Below are 21,727 nucleotides of genomic sequence, written 5' to 3' on the forward strand. Positions count from 1 at the left end.
GCAACCTGCGGCTAGCTTTCTATAGTAGATTGAAATAAGATATGAACAACTCTATTAGGAAAGTCAAATTAATTTCTAGAAATGTTTTAGCAGCTACAGCGTACTATTCCAAACTCAATCAACTATAGTTTGCTCTTTGATTTTCATTGAGTATCAAAAGAAAAACTTAGGAATCAATCCTAAGCTCTCTTTTGAAGTAGGTACATGACAAAGATAGAGATTACAATCAACCAACCTCCTAAGATACTAAAGACCAACATCCCATTGTGAGTTAGTAAGCCAATTGCACCTAGAACGAATGGGGTCGTAAAGGCTCCGAAACTACAGCCTAATACAGCAAATGAAGTTGCTTGATTGAGGAGTTTAGCTGGAATTCGTTCAGAGACAAGTTGAAAGACCGTCGTCAAGACTACACTATAGGCAAATCCAGCCAGAACACTTCCTGCTACTACCACCCACAAGGATGGAGACAAGGCAATCACGATTTGCCCCAAGCCAAATGTAATACCAGACCAGAGGAGCAGTTTCTCTTTAAAGATAGAAATCAAGAAAGAAAAACTCACTCCAGCCACAATCCCGATTAACTGCATGAGACTAAGAACAAAACTAGATAACTGGGCATCCCCCAATCCTCTTTCCACCATCAAACTTGGAATACGGATGGTAATAGCTGTATTGGTACAAACTACAGCTGCCGCTTCGATAGCTAGGGTAAAAATCAAGCCTTTCATTTCTCGAGTTAAACGACTTGCTTCCTTCGCTCTTTTCTTGACTTCTTTCTTTGATTTTCCATAAGGGACAAAGAGCAGATAAAGGGGCAGCACCAAAAATCCAGCACTATAGGCTAGAAAGATAGCTGTCCAACCAAAGGCCAACAACTGACCGACGGCCAAGGTAATGAGAGAAGCTCCAACGACCTCTGCAGAAGCGCGTAGCCCTAACATCTGAATTCGCCTTTTTCCTTGATAGCGTTCACTGATAATAGAAATGGCCTTGGCATTGATCATCCCAACACCTAAACCAAAAAGAAGCCGTGTCCCAAAGACAAAGGGATAGGCTTGGTACCAGAAGGGAGCTGTACCGCTCAATGATAAAATCAGCAAGCCCAAACTAATCTGTAAGCGCTCAGGAAATATTTTTTCTAAGAAACCATTTAGCAGTAACATCATCATGATTCCAAAGGAAGGCAAGCTCACCAAGAGCTCAATTTGTTCCTTAGAATAACCCTGATAATAGTCAAACATGGCTGGTAGGGCACTCGAAATGGAAAAGGAGGTAATCAAAACGAGGGAGAGAGCCAAAATGCTGGCCCGTTCTAAAAATTGTTTCATGAAATCTCTTTCTATATTTCTCTTAATCTTCTACTTTTTTGATAGTTATCAAAAAAGCAAGAAAAGAAGAAGCCTCATTGGTACACAGACTCCTTCTCAAACTCGAAAATGAATCCCTTGTGTCTTATACTCAATGAAAATCAAAGAGCAAACTAGGAAGCTAGCCGCAGGCTGCTCAAAACAGTGTGTTGAGGTTGCAGATGGAAACTGACGTGGTTTGAAGAGATTTTCGAAGAGTATGAGATTTTTATACCCATACAATATTTGTTTTAGGTCCTTGTTTACAGACTAATTTCTTGATAAAATAGAGGTTATGACGAGATATAAAGCAACTATTTCCTATGATGGTTATGCCTTTGCTGGCTTTCAGCGCCAGCCTCATGCGCGTAGCGTTCAGGAAGAAATTGAAAAAACCTTGACCAGGTTAAATAAAGGGCAAGCTATTACTGTTCACGGTGCTGGTAGGACAGATAGTGGGGTTCATGCTCTGGGACAGGTGCTTCATTTTGACTTGCCCTATCAAATGGATGAGGAAAAACTTCGCTTTGCCTTGGACACCCAGTCCCCTGAAGATATTGATGTGATTTCGATTGATCTGGTAGCGGATGATTTTCATTGCCGTTATGCTAAGCATAGCAAGACCTATGAGTTTATCGTGGATAGAGGACGTCCCAAAAATCCCATGCGCCGTCACTATGCCACCCACTTCCCTTACCCACTTGATGTGGAGAGGATGCAGGAGGCCGTCAAAAAGCTAGAAGGAACCCATGATTTCACTGGCTTTACAGCCTCTGGGACTAGTGTAGAGGATAAGGTTCGCACTATTACAGAAGCCAGTCTTAGGGTTGATGAGACAGGCCAGTTTTTGACTTTTACCTTTTCAGGAAATGGTTTCTTGTATAAACAGATTCGCAATATGGTGGGGACACTGCTCAAAATCGGCAACAAGCGTATGCCAGTAGAGCAGATTGACCTGATCTTGGAGAAAAAGGACAGGCAGCTTGCAGGTCCCACTGCAGCACCAAATGGTTTATATTTAAAGGAGATTCGTTATGAAGAATAATCGTATTTTAGCACTTTCTGGAAATGATATTTTTAGTGGTGGTGGCCTGTCAGCTGATTTGGCTACCTATACTTTGAACGGCTTGCATGGCTTTGTAGCAGTGACTTGTTTGACAGCCTTGACAGAAAAAGGATTTGAAGTCTTTCCAACTGACGATACCATTTTTCAACATGAATTGGATAGCTTGCGTGATGTGGAGTTTGGGGGAATTAAGATTGGTCTTCTCCCTACTGTCAGTGTGGCTGAGAAGGCATTGGACTTTATCAAGCAACGTCCAGGAGTGCCTGTGGTTTTGGATCCTGTCTTGGTCTGTAAGGAAACGCATGATGTAGCTGTCAGTGAACTCTGCCAAGAGTTGATTCGCTTTTTCCCTCATGTCAGTGTGATTACGCCTAATCTTCCTGAAGCAGAATTACTAGCTGGTCAGGAAATTAAAACCTTGGAAGACATGAAAACTGCAGCTCAGAAATTGCATGACTTAGGAGCGCCAGCAGTCATTATCAAGGGAGGCAATCGCCTTAGTCAGGACAAGGCTGTAGATGTCTTTTATGACGGACAAAACTTTACAGTCCTAGAAAATCCTGTCATCCAAGGGCAAAATGCTGGCGCAGGTTGTACCTTTGCCTCTAGCATTGCCAGTCGCTTGGTTAAAGGTGATGAACTTTTACCAGCAGTAGAAAGCTCTAAGACTTTCGTTTACCGTGCCATTGCACAAGCAGATCAGTATGGAGTAAGACAATATGAAGCAAACCAAAACAACTAAAATCGCCCTTGTATCCCTATTAACCGCCCTCTCTGTGGTTCTAGGTTATTTCTTAAAAATCCCAACACCGACAGGCATCCTAACTCTTTTAGATGCGGGTGTCTTCTTTACGGCCTTCTACTTTGGTAGTCGTGAAGGGGCTGTAGTCGGAGGACTGGCAGGTTTCTTGATTGACCTCTTATCAGGCTATCCTCAATGGATGTTCTTTAGCTTGGTCAATCATGGATTGCAGGGATTTTTCGCAGGATTTAAAGGAAAAACTCAGTGGTTAGGCCTTATCTTAGCAACGATTGCCATGGTAGGGGGTTACGCCTTGGGTTCTACATTGATGAATGGCTGGGCAGCAGCCCTACCAGAAATTCTACCAAATTTCATGCAAAATATGGTAGGGATGATTGTAGGATTTATTCTTAGTCAAAGTATCAAGAAGATTAAGTAAAGCGGCTGTGGAGAAAGTCCTAAAAATCAGAAAAAACGCATAGTATCAGGTATTGAAAACCTTGATACTATGCGTTTTATTGTGGGAAGATTTTTCTCATTTTTAGTGAAATTGAACTTTTTCTAACATCTTTTTATAGATTACTTCTTGATCAATTATCATTTCCATTGTTGTTTCTTGGGGTTTCATCCCTTGTCTTTGATAAAAGCGGAGAGCACCCTCGTTATCATTCCAGACACTTAGGGTTAGATTATGGCAGCCAATTTCTTTAGCATAATTGAGAGCGAATTGATAGAGTTGATTACCAATTTTTTGACCACGAGCATTTTGATCTACACATAAATCTTTGATAAAAAGGGTTTTGATTTCTTGGAGAACAGGATTATCTGTTTTATCTTTTATGGTACAAAATAGGTGTCCGAGAACTTGTCCCTTCTCATCTTCAAAAACAAAAATAGGGGTATGTTCTTGAGAGAGAATATTTTGCAACTCAGAGGAACTATATTTAGTCCCAGTTTGCTTAAAAATATCTGGTCGAGCTTGGTGGTGAAGCGTAAGGATTTGTTGTAATAAATCGAGTAATTTAGGAATATCTTCTTGTTTAGCTTTTCGAATAGTCATGAAGGTTCTTTTTATTGGCTTAGTCTATAAGAAAAGCTTTAGGAGCAATCATTTTTCTTTATGAAGAGTTCTTAAAATAATTAACTGTGTTGACATAATCCAAAGAATGAGAATACTCATGTCCAATAGAGAGACATTTCCGTAGTCGTAAAGGCTGGCTCGCAGAAGATTTGAGGAAGGGACGAAAGGGAGGGCACGGTAAAGATGGTTTACCCACTCAGGTAGTCGATCTGCAGGATACATGAGTGGTGAGAACATGAGTCCAATCATAAGAATTAGCTGCGACATAAGGGTTACTGTATTTGGAGAAAAGGTGTAGGCTATAGCAAATCCCAGACTAATCATAGTAAGACAAATCAGAAGCACAATAAAAACACCAAGAAAAGATGGATGGAGACGAACAGAAAAACGGACATACCCAAGTAGAATAGAAATAAAAACTCCCGGCAAAATGGCAATTAACCACATCCACAAGTCAGCGAGAGAAATGAATATCCTAGGGATGGGTAAGGCACGAATATAATCAAAATGCCCTTCCAACTTATCATTTGCTATAACAGGGGAGGAAATTGTACAACCCATGGAGATAATTCCAATTAAAACAGAACCAGACGAAAGATAGTAGGCAGTAGTCGAATCGATATCGCCAATAACTAGAGGGTAGCCAAAAAGAAGAGAAATGGATAAGAGGAGCTGTGCTAGTGTAAAAAGGATGAAAAGCTCTTTTTGGCGCAAGTAGTTCCAATGAAGTAAGTAAAAAAATTGAGTCATATTAGTTGGTTAGCTCCTCTCTATAAAGGTCAGAAATAGTCAATGTTTTTTGATGAAGAGAGAGATTGGAAATTGTTTTTTGACCAAGTTCTTCTGTCAGTTGTGCTATCAATGGAGCTAGACTTCTTTCCTCAATCTCTAATTGACAACTAACACCATTGATAATTGTATAATCTTCTATTTTGTCTAATATACTTTTAGTCTTAAAATCAAAGCTTATCTGATACAGTTTGTCATGGATGATTTGCTTAACCTTTCCTGATTTGAGCAATCTACCATTATTAAAGAGGGCGTAATTATCTGCATATTTTTCAACCTCCAGAAGATTATGAGTAACGATAATAATGGTATGCCCCTTGCTAGCTAACTTTTGCAATAATTGCCATTGCTTTTCACGACGAATGGGGTCAACATCATTTGTTGGTTCGTCAAGAAGAATGATGTCTGAGCTACCGATTAGTGTCATAGCGAAGGAAGTTAGTCTTTTGAGACCGCCCGAAAGATCCTTACCTTTTTTGTAACGATAGTCTTCAATTTCTAAATCAGTGAGAAGCTGGCTGATTGTTTTTTCTAGTTCTTGGGAACTCAATCCTCGCATTTTTCCAAGTATTTCTAAATTTTGTTCTACGGTTAATTTGTCGAGTGGGGCATATTGTTGAGACATATAACTAATTAAGGTGCGTGCTTGTTTACGATTGTATATAAAAGAAATATCACCATACAAAATATCTCCTTGGTCAGGTTTAGTAAAACCAATCATTTGATTCAATAGAGTAGATTTTCCAGCTCCATTGTGTCCCAAAAAAGCCGTGATTTTTGCTGGTGATATTTCTAAGGAAATATGATTATTGGCTAAGTGCTGACCATCAAAAGATTTAGTCAAATTATCAATTACGAGTTTTGCAGTTGTCATAACTTTAATTCTCCGTACTTAGAAAAAATTTCCCAATCGTCTTCTTTACCTGTGCCGCATGTTGGACATTCATCAAGATAGCGTCCCCAAGAATCGTGTGTGAATGAGGCTCCGTTTTCATAATTGATTTCGTATTGATGGTTAAGGCTAATTGGTTCCGTATATTGAGTTAATAATCGGATAGTTTCATCAACAATGGCAGAAGTCAGTTGAAATATTGCTGGACCATAGGCTATTGTAGGGATTGTTTTTGTAATCGTACGAACACCGTGGAATTGTTCAAGGAATAGAGTGTCAATTTTTGTATAATAAATATTTAAACAATCAAAACAGCCTGTTTGGTAAGGGATAACTGAATAGACACGACCACGACTAACTTGACTGGCGCCAAATATACAGGGAATATTTTTTGTAACGATTGCTTTATTTACGATACGTTGAATATCATATTGAGGTTCATCAATCACACATATCGTAATATCAACATCATCAAGTAAAGGAATCAAGTCACTTACAGAGGTGATACGTATATTATGGGTTTCTACTTCAATATCGGAATTCATTTTTGTAACTTCTCTATGGGCAATTTGAACTTTAGATAAGCCAATATCATCTTCCTTGTATAGAAATTGTCTTCCTAGATTACTTTGCTCAACAATGTCAAAATCCACTATTTTTATCTTTTTAGGTCCCAAGCCTGCTAGTAATGTCAGTATGTTAGAACCCCCACCACCAAGACCTAGTAAAAGGATAGTAGACTGATGAATTTTTTTCTGTGTTGCAATACTATCTTGGAAGCTATTTAAATAGCGACTGAAATAATATATATTTGAATGATAACGTTCTTTAATATCCTGAATTTCGCCCGCTTCTTCGAGAACCCCCTCATTATCTAAGAGTTCAAGAGCGCCTGTGATGTCTTCTTCAGTTAAATCATCATATTTTGTTAGTATGATATTGAGAATATCTTGAAAAGGACGTCCGTCCAAAATATTGACTAAATTCCACATTTTATTATTATCATCCTTAATTTCTGTGGTTATACCAATTTGTAGCCCAATCCTAAATAAATTTTTATGAAGTTTATAAACAGGATATATTTCTTTTATTCTTGGATGATAGAATTTCATTTTAACCTCACTATTTTATTAAAAAAGGAAGACGAGGTGATTATAAATCATATATCCTCGTCTTGCAACTCCCAGTTCCTATTACAAATGGAAATAAGTAGAAAGAAAATGGTGAACCTATCTACTCAATTCCAACAGTAGGAATAAATAGAAAAGAACTCCTCTAAAAACTCAATTTTAAAATGCTAATTTTTCAACCTTTTCTGGTTACTAAACATAGAAAACCGGTAGTTTTTAGAGGTGCCCAAAATTTAGAAAACACCCCAGCTAATATCAGTTTTAGCAATAACTTTACGCACTTGAATATTTTTCATTTTTGTAACTCCTTTCATATTTGATAAGAATATTGTATAATAAATTAACGATTTTTTTATCAGCATGTCATAATTGACGTATTTGACGTTATAATTGGCAAAATCATGCTTGTAGTGAGGAATTTGATGTTAAAAATTGCGATTTGTGATGATTCTAATAGGGATGGTAGTCAGCTAGAAAACTTACTCTTATCTTATAAGGATATCAAAATAGAAACGAGTGTTTATACGAATCCCCAAAAACTATTAGAACAATTGACAGAGAAGTACAGTTGTGTTTTTTTGGATATCGAGATGCCACAGATAACAGGAATTGATATGGCACAAAAAATCCGTAAGGTAAACCCTTTTATCCCGATTATCTTTGTTACCAGTTATCGAGATTATATGGAGCAGGTTTTTGAAGTGCAGACTTTTGATTATTTACTTAAACCAGTGACTTCTAAAAAATTATATAAAACTCTGGATAGAGTGGTACGTTTTTTGAATTTAGGGCAAGCTGTATTTACGTTTACTTTTGGAAAGCAGCATTATTCACTGCCTTTAGATGACATTGTATTTTTTGAAAAGGATAAGCGTGCTGTCTTTATTTACACTAAAGATCAGACTTACAAAGCTTTGCTTAAAACGAAAGATATTTTAGAGAAATTACCTGATTACTTTATTCAAATTCATTCTTCCTATATTATCAATCCTAGATATGTGACAGAGTTTGATTCGCAAATAGTCACAATTTTAAATGGAATGGATGAAAATCACCTTCCAATTAGCCGAAAATTTCAAACGTCTTTTAGAGAAAAGTATTATTATTATCTGAGTGAGAGGAATTTTTAATGTTAGTCAGTTTGCGGATTGTGAGTATTCTGTTTGATTTATTTTTGGGAATTATTTTCTTTTATAGACCTCTGTCCCAAAAAGAAAAGTCTAGGAGAATTTGTATCTTTACTTCTCTCCTTTTATTTTTCCATGCCTTGTTGACGATATTATTTTCAGGAGCTAATCTTTTCTTAGTAGGGAATCTTATTCTCAGTATCGCAGAGTATTATTTTTTAGGTCTTTATTTTGGATATGCTGTTCAAGAATCTTCGTTTTGGATTTTTTGTCAGATGAGTCTAACTTTACTAGCTGGTACTATACTCAATCAAGCAGTGCAACTATTTTCCCCTTTATCAGTCATTTCAGAAAATCTAATAGCCATGCTTTTTTATCTCGCTGTAGCTTTTCTTTTATCATTGCTAGTGACCCTGGTTCTTCGACAACTTTTTCGTGCACATCAAAAGTTAGTTTATACTGTTTCTAAAGGGACTTGGTTATACCAGTTTATTGTACCATTTTTGTCCATTTGTTTTGCTTTTACAGTATCAGCGATTCAAGGGCAAGTGTTTGAGAAGGATTATCTTTCTTTTGTTTCTGTATTAGCCCTCATTGTGTTAACGTTCTCTTCTCTCTATTTCACCCTATATCTTTCTCAGCAACAACAGAGGTATTATCAAAGCATACTAGAGACGGAACAGATGACCTTTCAACTGAGAGAAATGAAACAATCTAAAAAAGATTATAGGAGGATTCAAAGGATTCAACACGATTTGAAAAATCAACATTTAATCCTCCTTGCACTTTTAAAAGAAGATCCTGAACAAGCGAAGTCTTATCTCCAAAGCATGACAAATAGTATAGAGAACCAAACTGTCTGTTACTCCAAGAATACAACAATTAACTTTTTACTCAATCAAAAATTACAGGATAAGGTAGAGGACATACAATTGGAAATTGATTGTTTTGTACCTCAACGATTAGAAATCAATCCAGATATTTTAGCGGTTTTACTTGGTAATTTGTTGGACAATAGTCTTGAAGCCTGTATGCGCTTGAGTAATAAAGAAGATAGGGTCTTAATCTTAGGAATACGATATTTTCAGAAGAAACTCTTTATTGCTATCGAGAATTCATTTGATGAGAATGAATTGGTAATACGAAAGGAACGTCAGACAGAGGGATGGGGGCTTAAAAATATTGAGAGACTTGTAACCAATCATAGGGGAACAATGAAGAATTTTATTCAGAATGGACGTCATAAAACAGAAGTGATTCTTCTTGTCTAACTAGGGTTTGTTGCTATCTTAATCAAAATAAAGCAAGTCTTTGCTGGTACTTGTAAAGAGGTCAAAGCCATCCTTGGTAACAACACCGCAGTCTTCAATACGAACACCGACTTTACCAGGGATATAGATACCTGGTTCAACAGAGAAGCACATGCCTTCTTCGATGACCATGTCGTTTCCTTCCATGATAGATGGGAATTCATGGACATCCATACCGATACCATGCCCGAGACGGTGGTTGAAGTACTCACCATAACCAGCTTTTTCGATGACCTCACGGGCAGCGCGGTCCACTTCATGAGCAGTCACACCTGGCTTGATAAAGTCAAGAGCAGCTTGTTGGGCTTCAAGAGTCAAGTTGTAAATATCTTTCTTGAATTGGTCTGGTTTGCCGACAGCGACTGTACGAGTCATATCTGACGCATAGCCATTGACCAGAACACCCAGGTCAAAGAGGAGAAGAGCATCATTTTCAACCTTATTAGCTGCTGGAATGCCGTGTGGATTCGCAGCATTATCACCAGTCAAGACCATGGTATCAAAGCTCATTTCGTAACCTTCACGTTTCATGGCAAAGTCAATTTGTGCGATGATATCTGTCTCAGTCTTATCAAGAGAAATATTGTCAAAACCAACATGAACAGCCTTGTCCGCATAAAGACCTGCAACCATCATTTTTTGTACTTCATCAGCTGATTTGATGAGGCGCATGCGTTGGATACGAGGAGTGAGGTTTTCAAACTCAGCAGTTTCAAAAACTGTTTTCAAACCATGGTATTTGGTCAAGATGAGATTGTCAAACTCAACAGCGACACGTTTGAAGTCAAGTTGTGGAAGAGCATGTTTGATTTTTTGCCATGGATTTTCAGAATCGACATAGCCCACTACTGGGAAGGAAACGGTGCTACTTGCACGTTCTACTTCAAGAGCTGGGACAAAGAGGAGAGGTTCCTGATCCGCTAGGACAAAGAGGAACATTTGGCGTTCATGGGGATCACTGTAAAAACCAGTGAGGTAATTGATTGTGACGGGGTCAGATACGACAGCGACGTCTAGTTTTTCTGATTCAAGATATGTTACGATTTGTTGTAATTTAGACATATGCTACCTTCTTTCTACCCCTCTATTTTGGCAAAAAAAGAGAGAAAATGCAAGGGAGAAGGGTAAAAGAAAAGACAAAAAAACTCCGACAAGATAACGGAGTTCTTTGATATAGTTTCACTTTGTTTAAGAAAAGTCAGCCTTGCTTTTGACATCACTGTATTCTTCAGCGATTTCTTGGCTGAGAATATCTTCATAGGCAGGGAGTTGGATGTCCTGACCATATTTCTTCTTGAGGGCTGTAGTGACTAGGCGATAAGCCAGATTGGCATTACGAGAGAGGATAGGCCCGTGGAAGTAGGAACCAAAGACATTCTTATAATGAACCCCTTCGCCGACCTTTTCTTCGTTGTTTCCATTTCCATAGACAACCTGTCCCAGTGGTTTTTGGTCATCAGAGAGGAAGGTACGTCCCTGGTGATTTTCAAATCCATAGTAGGTTTCATTGAAATCTTCATTGTGAATCTTGATGTCCCCGATAAAACGGTTATTGGTCTGGTTGAGAGTGTAGTGGCCCATGACCCCTAGTCCTTCGATGCGTTTGCCTGAAGCTTCAACATAATATTGACCCAATAGTTGAAAACCACCGCAGATAGCGAGAACCACACCGTCGTTTTTGATGTAGTTGTCAATGCTCTCTTTTTTAGCAGGTAGGTCGTCTGCAATGATACTTTGTTCAAAGTCTTGACCGCCTCCGAAAAAGGCGATGTTGTAGTGATTTTCATCAAAATCATCATGGAGAGAAACGATGTCAACGGTCACATGGGCTCCCAGTTTTTCAGCAACATACTTGAGCATGAGGATGTTTCCATTGTCCCCGTAGGTATTCATGAGATTTCCGTAGAGGTGGGCAATGTTGAGCTGATAGGGGTAATTGCCATCTTTTGAGGAAAGTGAAGTATAAACCATTAGTTCATCTCCTTTCTAACAATCTGACGACTAGCCAGCAGTTCACGAAATTCCAGCATGGCAGTATAAGTTGCCAGAATATAGGCATGCTTGCAGTCTTGATTCTCAATGGTCTTGAGAACTTGCTCCAGATTACTCGTTTCAGTGATTTTCTCAGCTGGATAGCCAGTCACTCGGAGGCGACGAGCGATTTCAGAATGACGAACACCGCCAGCGTTGATTTCAGGAATGTCCATGTCAGTGATTTGCTCAAAGTCTGCATCCCAGATCCAGCTAGTGTCAATTCCATCTGCATAGTTGGCATTAAGGAGGACAGATAGGCTAAATGGATAAGGTGCTAGTTTGATCATTTCGATAGCTTGGGTTGCACCGACTGGATTTTTAATCAAGACAAGGGTACATTCCTTGTCACCGATATGAAAGGTTTCTTGGCGTCCAAAGACAGCACGGCTCTTGTCAAATCCCTGTTTGATGAGTTGGGAATCTGCGCCGAGGAAACGGGCGATGGCCACAGCAGCTAGGGCGTTATAGATATTATAGAGCCCGCCGATTTGGATACCGTATTCTTGGCCATCTATGACAAAGCGAGAGCGATTGTTGGTCAACTCAACCAGTTTTGTCAAACGATAGTCGAGATCAGGACGTTTACATCCACAACCTTCACAGATATAGGCACCCAAGTTTGCATAGATATTATGCTCATATTTGAGGATGCTTTGGCAGTCAGGACAGAGAATCCCTTCGGTATTGTAGTGAGCCAGTTGGGCTGGTCCTTTTTCCAAGTCAAAACCAAAATACTGTATAGGATTTGGGAAAGATGGTTTGTAGAAAAGTGGGCTGTCTCCGTTAAGGAGAACAGTAGCAGTTGGAACTTTCCGAATGGCATCCAATATCATGTTATAGGTAGTATAGATTTCACCGAAACGGTCCATCTGATCACGGAAGATATTAGTAATGACAAAAAGACTAGGCTGGATATAGTCACAGATACGAGATAGACTGGCTTCGTCAATTTCGAGGACGGCAATATTTTTCCCAGTTTTTGAAGATTTGGCTGTTAGGAAGGTTGTTGCAATTCCTGTAATCATGTTGGCACCGCTTGGGTTGGTTAGAACTTGACCATAAACCTCTTTTAAAATGCCGACAGTGAGGGCAGTTGTCAGGGTTTTTCCATTTGTTCCAGTGACCACGACAATCTCGTAGTTCTTAGCTAGGTTTTGTAAAATATCTTTATCAAATTGAAGGGCGACTTTCCCTGGGAGCGTACTTCCACGTCCAAGACGGCTTAAAACGAAGTGGGAAGAACACCCAGCAAGAAGGCCCAAAGTAGTTTTTAAGTTCATGTTTCTATTATATCACAAAAGAGGGAAAAGACAGATTTGATACTCAATGAAAATCAAAGAGCAAACTAGGAAGCTAGCCGCAGGCTGTACTTGAGTACGGCAAGGTGAAGCTGACGTGGTTTGAATTTGATTTTCGAAGAGTATGAGATTTCGCAGAAATGAAAACAGCCCTCAGAGGGCTGTCAGTTAAGATGTGATCTCAACTTAAATCGCAAACAAGTCATTCAAGTTCTCAGCCAAGGTTGGGTGAGTGAAGATTTGTTTTGTGAAGTAAGTGTAAGAAATCTTGTTGTCCATAGCAACAGTGATGATGTTGATGATTTCTTGAGAACCTTCTGAGAAGATGCTTGCTCCAAGAATTTCTTTGGTTTCAGTATTAACAACAGCTTTGAAAGCTCCGCGAAGGTTTCCATTTACGTGACCACGAGGCATGGCTGCAACAGGAATTTCCTTAACAGCGTATGGAAGTTTCAAATCTGCTGCTTGGCTTTCAGTCAAACCAACTTGTGAAAGTGCAGGTGTGATAAACATGGTGTTTGGTACATTGAGACGGTCTTCAAGTGTGTAGCTGCCATCTCCAGCAAGGTAGCTGTAGACAACACGGAAGTCATCAAGTGAAATGTAAGTAAATTGAAGGCCACCGTTGACATCCCCAACTGCAAATACACCAGGAACGTTTGTTTGACAATGTTTGTCTACTTTAATAGCACCACGTTCAGTAAGTTCAATATCTGTATTTTCAAGTTGAAGTGGTTCTACATTTGGTTTACGTCCAGTTGCGTAGAGAAGGGCATCGAAACGGTAAGTTTCGTCTTCAGTTACGATAAGCACTTGGTCACCGTCGTTTTTAATTTCAGTAGTATGGATATTTTGAAGCAATTCAATACCGTCTTCTTCCAGGTATTGTTTAGCAAGAGCTGCGATGGAAGGTTCTGCACGAGGTAGGAATGTATCCAAGGCATCTAGGACTGTAACCTTGCTTCCAAGTTTGTTGTAAAGGCCAGCAAATTCAAGACCGATATTTCCACCACCAAGGACTCCAAGTTTTTCAGGCAATTTGTCCAAATTTTGGATACCTGTTGAGTCAAAGACGTTCTTGCTTGTAGCAAGTCCAGGGATAGGCAAGACGTTTGAAACAGCACCAGTGTTGATGACGATTGTTTCAGCAGTCAGTTCTTTCTTTTCATCACCAGCTTGGATTTCGATGACTTTATTTGAAAGGAAGTGAGCTTCCGCATCAAAGATATCCACGCCTGTACCAGCAACAGTCGCATAGTTTTTACCGTTGAGGCGACCAGTGATAGTATTTTTGGTAGCAATGACTTCTTCAAAAGACAAGCCCTTCTCAGCAGCAACTAGCAAGGTTTTAGTTGGGATACAACCAATGTTGATACAAGTTCCACCATACATAGCTTTGCTACGTTCAACGAGGGCAACTTTTTTGCCAGCTGAAGCCAATTTACCAGCTAGTGTTTTACCAGCCTTACCAAATCCAATAACGATTAAATCATAAGTTAACATTTAGAGTTCCTCCTATTCGAATTTCATTCTAGCACAAGAAAAAAACTTTTGCACAATTCTGCTACGAAAAAGACAGAAAAATATAAAAACGCTTTCTAGACAAAAAACTAGTAATTTTTTGACAAGCTTGATAAACTAAAATCCTATCTATTTTTATATAAGATAGAATAAATGTTCGAAAATAGGAGGTTTTATGAAATCGAATCGCTATATTATTGCCTTTGCTGGGGTCATTTTACACTTAATGCTGGGTTCGACTTATGCTTGGAGTGTTTATCGTAACCCTATTATTGAAAAAACGGGATGGGATCAGGCTTCTGTTGCCTTTGCCTTTAGTCTAGCAATCTTTTGTTTAGGCTTATCGGCTGCATTTATGGGGCGTTTGGTAGAAAAATTTGGTCCGAGAGTCATGGGGAGTCTATCTGCTTTTCTATACGCAGGTGGAAATATCTTAACAGGATTTGCAATAGACCGTCAGGAGCTGTGGTTGTTGTATCTCGCTTATGGAATTTTAGGTGGGCTTGGTTTGGGAGCAGGCTACATTACCCCTGTGTCAACGATTATAAAATGGTTTCCTGATAAACGTGGTCTCGCAACAGGTTTAGCGATTATGGGGTTTGGTTTTGCTTCTTTATTGACTAGTCCCATAGCGCAACATCTCATCGCAGGGGTAGGGCTTGTAGAAACTTTTTATATTTTAGGTGCAAGTTACTTTATTATCATGCTCCTAGCTTCACAATTCATTAAGCGTCCAAATGAGCAAGAGCTTGCAATTTTATCTGTTTCAGGGAAAGAAAAAACAGCCTCTTTGACGCAAGGGATGACTGCAAATCAGGCTCTAAAAAGCAATCGGTTTTATATACTTTGGATTATTTTCTTTATCAACATAGCTTGTGGTTTAGGCTTAATTTCAGCGGCATCGCCAATGGCACAGGAGATGGCTGGCTTGTCTACAAGTCATGCAGCAGTAATGGTGGGCGTTTTGGGGATTTTCAATGGATTTGGTCGCTTGCTTTGGGCGAGTTTGTCTGACTATATCGGTCGCCCTCTAACCTTTAGTATATTACTGCTTGTCAATCTTTTCTTTTCTCTCTCACTTTGGCTCTTTACAGATTCCGTTTTATTTGTAGTCGCTATGTCTATTTTGATGACTTGCTATGGAGCTGGTTTTTCTTTGATTCCAGCTTATCTCAGTGATATTTTTGGAACCAAGGAATTGGCCGCTCTGCATGGTTATATTTTAACGGCTTGGGCAATGGCTGGTTTAGCGGGACCTATTTTATTAGCAGAGACTTATAAAATGGCTCATTCTTACACACAAACCTTGTTCGTTTTTATCATTTTATATAGTATCGCCTTGGCTTTGTCTTATTATCTAGGTCGTTCAATCAAAAAGGAAAGCCAAAAACCGCTTACATGATTTTCTAGAGAAATTGGGCTATCTTTTGCTCTGGTCTTGTGTTATACTAGATAGGTTGCAAAGAAAACAGTACTTTTCTTTTGTGGAAAAGAAGCAACACGATTTTATATCCAGTATATGAAAATACGTCATAAAAAGAAAAGTATACACTAAGCCCTATGGGGTGGCTTCGCACCACCTTTAGAAAGAAGAACAACGTGAAATTTAATGAATTAAACTTGTCTGCTGATTTGCTAGCAGAGATTGAAAAAGCTGGTTTTGTAGAAGCCAGTCCGATCCAAGAACAAACCATTCCCTTGGCCCTTGAAGGCAAGGACGTTATCGGTCAAGCTCAGACTGGTACAGGAAAAACTGCAGCCTTTGGCTTGCCTACCCTTGAAAAAATCCGTACAGAAGAAGCGACTATCCAAGCCTTGGTGATCGCTCCAACTCGTGAACTCGCTGTCCAAAGTCAAGAGGAATTGTTCCGTTTTGGTCGTAGCAAGGGAGTCAAAGTCCGCTCAGTATACGGCGGATCAAGCATTGAAAAACAAATTAAGGCTCTTAAATCTGGTGCCCATATCGTGGTGGGAACACCTGGTCGCCTCTTAGACTTGATCAAACGCAAGGCCTTGAAATTACAAGATATTGAAACGCTTATCCTTGACGAAGCGGATGAAATGCTCAACATGGGCTTCCTTGAAGACATTGAAGCTATCATCTCCCGTGTCCCTGAAAATCGACAAACTCTTCTTTTCTCAGCAACTATGCCAGATGCCATCAAACGTATCGGTGTTCAGTTTATGAAAGAACCTGAGCATGTGAAGATTGCTGCTAAGGAATTGACAACAGAATTGGTTGATCAATACTATATCCGAGTTAAGGAACAAGAAAAATTTGATACTATGACACGTCTCATGGATGTGGAGCAACCTGAGCTTGCTATCGTATTTGGTCGTACCAAACGTCGTGTGGATGAATTGACTCGTGGTTTGAAAATCCGTGGCTTCCGTGCAGAAGGAATTCATGGAGACCTAGACCAAAACAAACGTCTTCGTGTCCTTCGTGACTTTAAAAATGGAAATCTGGATGTTCTAGTTGCGACGGACGTTGCAGCGCGTGGTTTGGATATTTCAGGTGTGACCCATGTCTATAACTACGATATTCCACAAGATCCTGAAAGTTATGTTCACCGTATCGGTCGTACAGGTCGTGCCGGTAAGTCAGGTCAGTCTATTACTTTCGTATCACCAAATGAAATGGGCTACCTCCAAATCATTGAAAACTTGACCAAGAAACGCATGAAAGGTCTCAAACCTGCAAGTGCAGAAGAAGCCTTCCAAGCTAAAAAACAGGTAGCTCTCAAGAAAATCGAACGTGATTTTGCAGATGAGACTATCCGTGCTAACTTTGAGAAATTTGGTAAGGATGCTCGTAAGCTAGCTGCCGAATTTACTCCAGAAGAATTGGCAATGTATATCTTGAGTCTGACTGTTCAAGATCCGGATAGCCTTCCAGAAGTGGAGATTGCGCGTGAAAAACCACTGCCATTTAAACCATCAGGTAATGGCTTCGGTGGTAAAGCTAAGGGAGGTCGTCGTGGAGATGACCGTCGAGACCGTGATCGTCGAGACCGTGATCGCCGTGGTAATGGTCGTCGGGATGATTTCAAAAAAGGAAGTCGTGGCAATGATCGTTTTGATAAAGACAGACGTTACCGTAAGGATAATAAAAAACCACGCAATACTTCAAGTGAAAAGCAAACAGGCTTTGTTATTCGTAACAAGGGAGATAAATAAGAAAAAGCGGTTCAAAATGAATCGCTTTTTTATATAAGGAGACCAAGGGTGAAAGAAGATGGTGATAGCAAAGGATAGGTGAAATGGAAAGGTATTATCAACCCACCTTCTTATAATGATATAATATCAAATATAAATTAGGTTGTCAATAAGAAAACATAATTTTCTAAAATATTTCAGCTAGTCTAAATTGCAATTAAATAAGCAATTTTCAGATAATAATTGAAAATTCAATCTGTTTATGTTATAATGATAGCGATTAAATTCGAGGTGAAAAATGGCACATTTATTAGAAAAAACAAGAAAGATTACATCAATTTTGAAGCGCTCAGAGGAGCAGTTTCAGGATGAGCTTCCTTACAACGCTATTACGCGTCAGTTAGCGGATATTATTCATTGCAATGCCTGCATTATCAATAGTAAGGGACGTCTGCTTGGCTATTTTATGCGTTATAAAACAAATACAGATCGCGTAGAGCAATTCTTCCAAACTAAGATTTTCCCAGATGACTACGTTCAAGGGGCTAATATGATTTACGAAACAGAAGCAAATTTGCCTGTTGAGCATGATATGAGTATTTTCCCTGTTGAGAGTAGAGAAGATTTTCCAGATGGCTTGACGACTATTGCACCGATTCATGTATCGGGGATTCGCCTTGGTTCTTTGATTATTTGGCGCAATGATAAAAAATTCGAAGATGAGGACTTGATTCTTGTTGAGATTGCCAGTACCGTTGTTGGGATTCAGCTTCTTAACTTCCAGCGTGAAGAAGATGAGAAAAATATCCGTCGCCGTACTGCTGTCACCATGGCGGTTAATACCCTTTCTTACTCCGAACTCCGTGCTGTTTCAGCAATTTTAGGGGAATTAAATGGAAATGAAGGGCAGTTGACTGCATCAGTGATTGCAGACCGTATCGGAATTACCCGCTCTGTGATTGTCAATGCCCTTCGTAAACTTGAATCTGCGGGAATTATTGAAAGTCGCTCACTTGGAATGAAGGGAACCTACCTTAAGGTCTTGATTTCAGATATTTTTGAAGAAGTGAAGAAAAGAGATTACTAATGACTAAAGCTTTAATTTCGATTGATTATACAGAAGATTTTGTTGCTGATAGTGGTAAATTGACAGCAGGGGCTCCAGCTCAGGCTATTTCGGATGCCATTAGCAAGGTGACTCGATTAGCTTTTGAACGGGGAGATTATATCTTCTTTACTATTGATGCTCATGAAGAAAACGATTGTTTTCATCCAGAAAGTAAACTATTTCCTCCTCATAATCTGATTGGGACTAGTGGACGCAATTTATACGGAGACTTGGGGATCTTTTATCAAGAGCATGGTTCAGACAGTCGTGTCTTTTGGATGGATAAACGCCATTACTCAGCTTTTTCAGGGACTGACCTAGATATTCGTTTGAGAGAGCGTCGCATTTCTACAGTTATCTTAACAGGTGTCTTGACGGATATCTGTGTCCTGCATACAGCTATTGATGCCTATAATCTAGGTTATGACATCGAGATTGTTCAACCAGCTGTTGCTTCCATCTGGCCTGAAAATCATCAATTTGCCCTAGGTCATTTCAAAAATACACTTGGAGCTAAGTTAGTAGATGAAAATCTAAATGAAATTTTAGAGTAATTTGGTTGATGAAATGAAAAAAATTGAAAAAAAGTGTTGACAAGCATCCCAAAAGTTGATATACTAGTAAAGTAATCGACGCGGGGATGGCGGAATTGGCAGACGCGCAGGACTAAGGATCCTGTGACCGCTTTAGGTCGTGAGGGTTCAAGTCCCTCTCTCCGCATAGGATAAGAGTTAGCTTAGGCTAGCTCTTTTGTATTTCTCTAAAAAATTAGAATCCAGTCAAATGTAGTGGAGAATCAGCGAAAATATGGGAAAGCTGATCCTTGTTTCTGCTTTTGTATAGAAGAATAATAAAGATTATCTTCTTCAAATTCTCCGATATTCTCTAAAGTTTTGTGCAAGTTGCACAGAATTTTTTTGTTTTTTTGGTCACCTTGCCATAGAAATGTAAAACGTTTTCATCTATAATATAATTATCAAAAACAAAAGGAGTTCACCTCATGGTAGAATTGAATCTTAAAAATATTTACAAAAAATATCCAAACAGCGAACACTATTCAGTTGAAGATTTCAACTTGAACATCAAAGATAAAGAATTTATCGTTTTTGTAGGTCCTTCAGGATGTGGTAAATCAACTACACTCCGTATGATTGCTGGTCTTGAAGACATCACAGAAGGTACTGCATCTATCGATGGCGTGGTTGTCAACGATGTAGCTCCAAAAGACCGCGACATCGCCATGGTATTCCAAAACTACGCTCTTTACCCACACATGACTGTTTATGACAACATGGCTTTCGGTTTGAAATTGCGTAAATACAGCAAAGAAGACATCGACAAACGTGTGCAAGAAGCAGCTGAAATTCTTGGATTGAAAGAATTTTTGGAACGTAAACCAGCTGACCTTTCAGGTGGTCAACGTCAACGTGTTGCCATGGGTCGTGCCATCGTCCGTGATGCAAAAGTATTCTTGATGGACGAACCTTTGTCAAACTTGGATGCTAAACTTCGTGTATCAATGCGTGCTGAAATTGCGAAAATCCACCGTCGTATCGGAGCTACAACTATCTACGTAACTCACGACCAAACAGAAGCGATGACACTTGCAGACCGTATCGTTATCATGTCAGCAACTAAGAACCCTGCTGGTACAGGTACTATCGGACGTGTTGAGCAAATCGGTACTCCTCAAGAAGTTTACAAAAACCCAGTTAACAAATTCGTTGCAGGATTCATCGGAAGCCCAGCAATGAACTTCATCAATGTGAAATTAGTTGGTAGCGAAATTATTTCTGATGGTTTCCGTTTGAAAGTTCCAGAAGGAGCATTGAAAGTTCTTCGCGAAAAAGGCTACGAAGGTAAAGAGTTGATTTTCGGTATCCGTCCAGAAGATGTGAATGCAGAACCTGCTTTCCTTGAAACATTCCCAGACTGTGTTGTAAAAGCGACTATCTCTGTATCAGAACTGCTTGGTTCAGAATCTCACCTATACTGCCAAGTTGGTAAAGACGAATTTGTTGCTAAAGTTGATGCTCGTGATTACTTGCAAACAGGTGCAACAGTTGAACTTGGATTTGACTTGAACAAAGCACACTTCTTCGATGTAGAAACTGAAAAAACAGTCTATTAAAATAAATAAAATTCAAAGCACTACAAGAAAAGATATCTCTTTATCGATTGTAGTGGAGAGATATCAGTTAATCTAGGGAGAGAAACAAAATGCTTCTCTCCTTTTTGCTAGGGAAGTCATATTATGTATCTATCTTGTGACGTGCCTTGAATAAAAATGGTCGTCTTATTTGACTTATAGGGTGACTAGCAAATGAAATATTGTTTTCCCTTTCTTCTTTACTGGAAAATATGCTATAATAGAGAGTAAAAACTTTGAAAGAAAGAAAAAGATGAATTTAAAAGATTACATTGCAACAATTGAAAATTATCCAAAAGAAGGTATCACCTTCCGTGATATTAGTCCTTTGATGGCTGATGGAAATGCTTATAGCTACGCTGTTCGTGAAATTGTTCAGTATGCTACTGACAAGAAAATTGACATGGTTGTAGGGCCTGAGGCTCGTGGATTTATTGTGGGCTGTCCAGTTGCCTTTGAGTTGGGAATTGGTTTTGCACCTGTTCGTAAACCAGGTAAATTGCCACGTGAAGTCATTTCTGCTGACTATGAAAAAGAGTACGGTGTTGATACCTTGACTATGCATGCGGATGCAATCAAACCAGGTCAACGCGTTCTTATCGTAGATGATCTCTTGGCAACAGGTGGAACTGTTAAGGCAACTATCGAAATGATTGAAAAACTTGGTGGTGTTGTAGCAGGTTGTGCCTTTCTTGTTGAATTGGATGAATTGAACGGCCGTGAAAAAATCGGTGACTACGATTACAAAGTTTTGATGCATTATTAATGAAAAACAGTCCCTAGGGCTGTTTTCTCTACATTAGGATATAAAAATAGACTATAGCTAGTTAGAGAAAAACTATAATTGAAAACTATATCTTCTTGCAGTATAATAAAAGGACTATGTGTTTGAAATTTAGTTTCATACTCAATGAAAATCAAAGAGTAAACTAGCCGTAAGCTGCTCAAAGTACAGCTTTGAGGTTGCAGATA

Annotated in this window: 21 protein-coding genes and 1 tRNA gene; 12 read left to right on the forward strand and 10 right to left on the reverse strand. The window is 39.2% G+C overall.

The annotated features are described in order from the left end of the window. Positions 1-179: 179 nt before the first annotated feature. Positions 180-1,331, reverse strand: a complete 1,152-nt coding sequence (locus HT671_RS07480; RefSeq protein ID WP_000808712.1) for an MFS transporter — start codon at positions 1,329-1,331, stop codon at positions 180-182. Positions 1,332-1,644: 313 nt separating this feature from the next. On the opposite strand from HT671_RS07480, the gene truA reads away from it, so the two are divergent. The 3 genes from truA to HT671_RS07495 are packed head-to-tail and all read left to right on the forward strand — an operon-like array spanning position 1,645 to position 3,596. After that, positions 1,645-2,394 (forward strand): tRNA pseudouridine(38-40) synthase TruA, encoded by a 750-nt coding sequence (gene truA, locus HT671_RS07485; protein WP_000199190.1) that lies wholly within the window; start codon positions 1,645-1,647, stop codon positions 2,392-2,394. Continuing rightward, positions 2,384-3,157 (forward strand): bifunctional hydroxymethylpyrimidine kinase/phosphomethylpyrimidine kinase, encoded by a 774-nt coding sequence (locus tag HT671_RS07490; RefSeq protein ID WP_138703059.1) that lies wholly within the window; start codon positions 2,384-2,386, stop codon positions 3,155-3,157. The genes truA and HT671_RS07490 overlap by 11 nt, the downstream gene beginning before the upstream one ends. After that, positions 3,135-3,596: an ECF transporter S component gene (locus HT671_RS07495; protein ID WP_000814989.1), complete on the forward strand. Its 462-nt coding sequence runs from the start codon at positions 3,135-3,137 to the stop codon at positions 3,594-3,596. Before HT671_RS07490 ends, HT671_RS07495 begins: the two co-directional genes overlap by 23 nt. A 102-nt stretch (positions 3,597-3,698) precedes the next feature. Here HT671_RS07495 and HT671_RS07500 read toward each other — a convergent pair whose 3' ends face one another. The 4 genes from HT671_RS07500 to HT671_RS07515 are packed head-to-tail and all read right to left on the reverse strand — an operon-like array spanning position 3,699 to position 7,031. Further along, the gene (locus HT671_RS07500) at positions 3,699-4,217 is read right to left on the reverse strand and encodes a GNAT family N-acetyltransferase (RefSeq protein ID WP_000155489.1); all 519 of its coding nucleotides are present in this window, start codon (positions 4,215-4,217) and stop codon (positions 3,699-3,701) included. Positions 4,218-4,265: 48 nt separating this feature from the next. Next, positions 4,266-4,988 (reverse strand): ABC transporter permease, encoded by a 723-nt coding sequence (locus HT671_RS07505; RefSeq protein WP_000191422.1) that lies wholly within the window; start codon positions 4,986-4,988, stop codon positions 4,266-4,268. A 1-nt stretch (position 4,989) separates the two neighbouring features. Next, complete coding sequence (locus HT671_RS07510) at positions 4,990-5,901, reverse strand: ABC transporter ATP-binding protein (RefSeq protein WP_000205301.1); 912 nt, start codon at positions 5,899-5,901, stop codon at positions 4,990-4,992. Continuing rightward, positions 5,898-7,031, reverse strand: coding sequence for a ThiF family adenylyltransferase (locus HT671_RS07515; protein ID WP_000675233.1), 1,134 nt, complete (start codon positions 7,029-7,031; stop codon positions 5,898-5,900). Before HT671_RS07515 ends, HT671_RS07510 begins: the two co-directional genes overlap by 4 nt. 440 nt (positions 7,032-7,471) lie before the next feature. On the opposite strand from HT671_RS07515, the gene HT671_RS07520 reads away from it, so the two are divergent. Together HT671_RS07520 and HT671_RS07525 are read left to right on the forward strand one after the other, a co-directional pair. Next, complete coding sequence (locus HT671_RS07520; RefSeq protein ID WP_050242000.1) at positions 7,472-8,179, forward strand: LytTR family DNA-binding domain-containing protein; 708 nt, start codon at positions 7,472-7,474, stop codon at positions 8,177-8,179. Further along, positions 8,179-9,447, forward strand: coding sequence for a GHKL domain-containing protein (locus HT671_RS07525; RefSeq protein WP_000961370.1), 1,269 nt, complete (start codon positions 8,179-8,181; stop codon positions 9,445-9,447). Before HT671_RS07520 ends, HT671_RS07525 begins: the two co-directional genes overlap by 1 nt. Positions 9,448-9,465: 18 nt before the next feature. Here the strand turns inward: HT671_RS07525 and HT671_RS07530 are convergent, their stop codons facing one another. The 4 genes from HT671_RS07530 to HT671_RS07545 form a co-directional block, all read right to left on the reverse strand. Further along, positions 9,466-10,548: a Xaa-Pro peptidase family protein gene (locus HT671_RS07530; protein WP_050201379.1), complete on the reverse strand. Its 1,083-nt coding sequence runs from the start codon at positions 10,546-10,548 to the stop codon at positions 9,466-9,468. 126 nt (positions 10,549-10,674) lie between these two features. Further along, on the reverse strand, positions 10,675-11,457 hold the full coding sequence (gene gatD, locus HT671_RS07535; protein WP_000263200.1) for a lipid II isoglutaminyl synthase subunit GatD: 783 nt from the start codon (positions 11,455-11,457) through the stop codon (positions 10,675-10,677). Further along, positions 11,457-12,800 carry a lipid II isoglutaminyl synthase subunit MurT gene (gene murT / locus HT671_RS07540; protein ID WP_050261756.1) on the reverse strand — a complete coding sequence of 448 codons (1,344 nt, stop codon included), beginning with the start codon at positions 12,798-12,800 and terminating at the stop codon, positions 11,457-11,459. The genes gatD and murT overlap by 1 nt, the downstream gene beginning before the upstream one ends. Positions 12,801-13,004: 204 nt before the next feature. After that, positions 13,005-14,321 (reverse strand): FAD-containing oxidoreductase, encoded by a 1,317-nt coding sequence (locus HT671_RS07545; protein WP_138703061.1) that lies wholly within the window; start codon positions 14,319-14,321, stop codon positions 13,005-13,007. A gap of 193 nt (positions 14,322-14,514) precedes the next feature. Between HT671_RS07545 and HT671_RS07550 the strand changes: the two genes are divergently transcribed. From HT671_RS07550 to HT671_RS07580, 7 genes are all read left to right on the forward strand, one after another. Continuing rightward, the gene (locus HT671_RS07550; protein ID WP_000841590.1) at positions 14,515-15,741 is read left to right on the forward strand and encodes an OFA family MFS transporter; all 1,227 of its coding nucleotides are present in this window, start codon (positions 14,515-14,517) and stop codon (positions 15,739-15,741) included. 197 nt (positions 15,742-15,938) lie between these two features. Beyond that, a complete protein-coding gene (locus HT671_RS07555) occupies positions 15,939-17,519 on the forward strand; it encodes a DEAD/DEAH box helicase (protein ID WP_000671122.1) in 1,581 nt (526 codons plus the stop codon). 277 nt (positions 17,520-17,796) lie between these two features. After that, positions 17,797-18,585, forward strand: coding sequence for a GTP-sensing pleiotropic transcriptional regulator CodY (gene codY / locus HT671_RS07560; protein ID WP_000940723.1), 789 nt, complete (start codon positions 17,797-17,799; stop codon positions 18,583-18,585). Continuing rightward, positions 18,585-19,160, forward strand: coding sequence for an isochorismatase family cysteine hydrolase (locus tag HT671_RS07565; RefSeq protein ID WP_000158719.1), 576 nt, complete (start codon positions 18,585-18,587; stop codon positions 19,158-19,160). Before codY ends, HT671_RS07565 begins: the two co-directional genes overlap by 1 nt. An 80-nt stretch (positions 19,161-19,240) precedes the next feature. Then, positions 19,241-19,326 (forward strand) — tRNA-Leu (locus tag HT671_RS07570). A gap of 280 nt (positions 19,327-19,606) precedes the next feature. After that, positions 19,607-20,737 (forward strand): sn-glycerol-3-phosphate ABC transporter ATP-binding protein UgpC, encoded by a 1,131-nt coding sequence (ugpC, locus tag HT671_RS07575; protein ID WP_000229957.1) that lies wholly within the window; start codon positions 19,607-19,609, stop codon positions 20,735-20,737. A 271-nt stretch (positions 20,738-21,008) separates the two neighbouring features. Then, positions 21,009-21,521, forward strand: coding sequence for an adenine phosphoribosyltransferase (locus HT671_RS07580; RefSeq protein ID WP_001049320.1), 513 nt, complete (start codon positions 21,009-21,011; stop codon positions 21,519-21,521). Here the strand turns inward: HT671_RS07580 and HT671_RS11435 are convergent. Further along, the coding region (locus HT671_RS11435) for a hypothetical protein (RefSeq protein ID WP_023933927.1) at positions 21,518-21,727 on the reverse strand (210 nt) is incomplete at its 5' end. The two genes, HT671_RS07580 and HT671_RS11435, sit on opposite strands and share 4 nt — an antisense overlap.

The sequence above is a fragment of the Streptococcus sp. 2741 genome (assembly GCF_013276315.1).
In the GTDB taxonomy this organism is placed as follows: domain Bacteria; phylum Bacillota; class Bacilli; order Lactobacillales; family Streptococcaceae; genus Streptococcus; species Streptococcus pseudopneumoniae.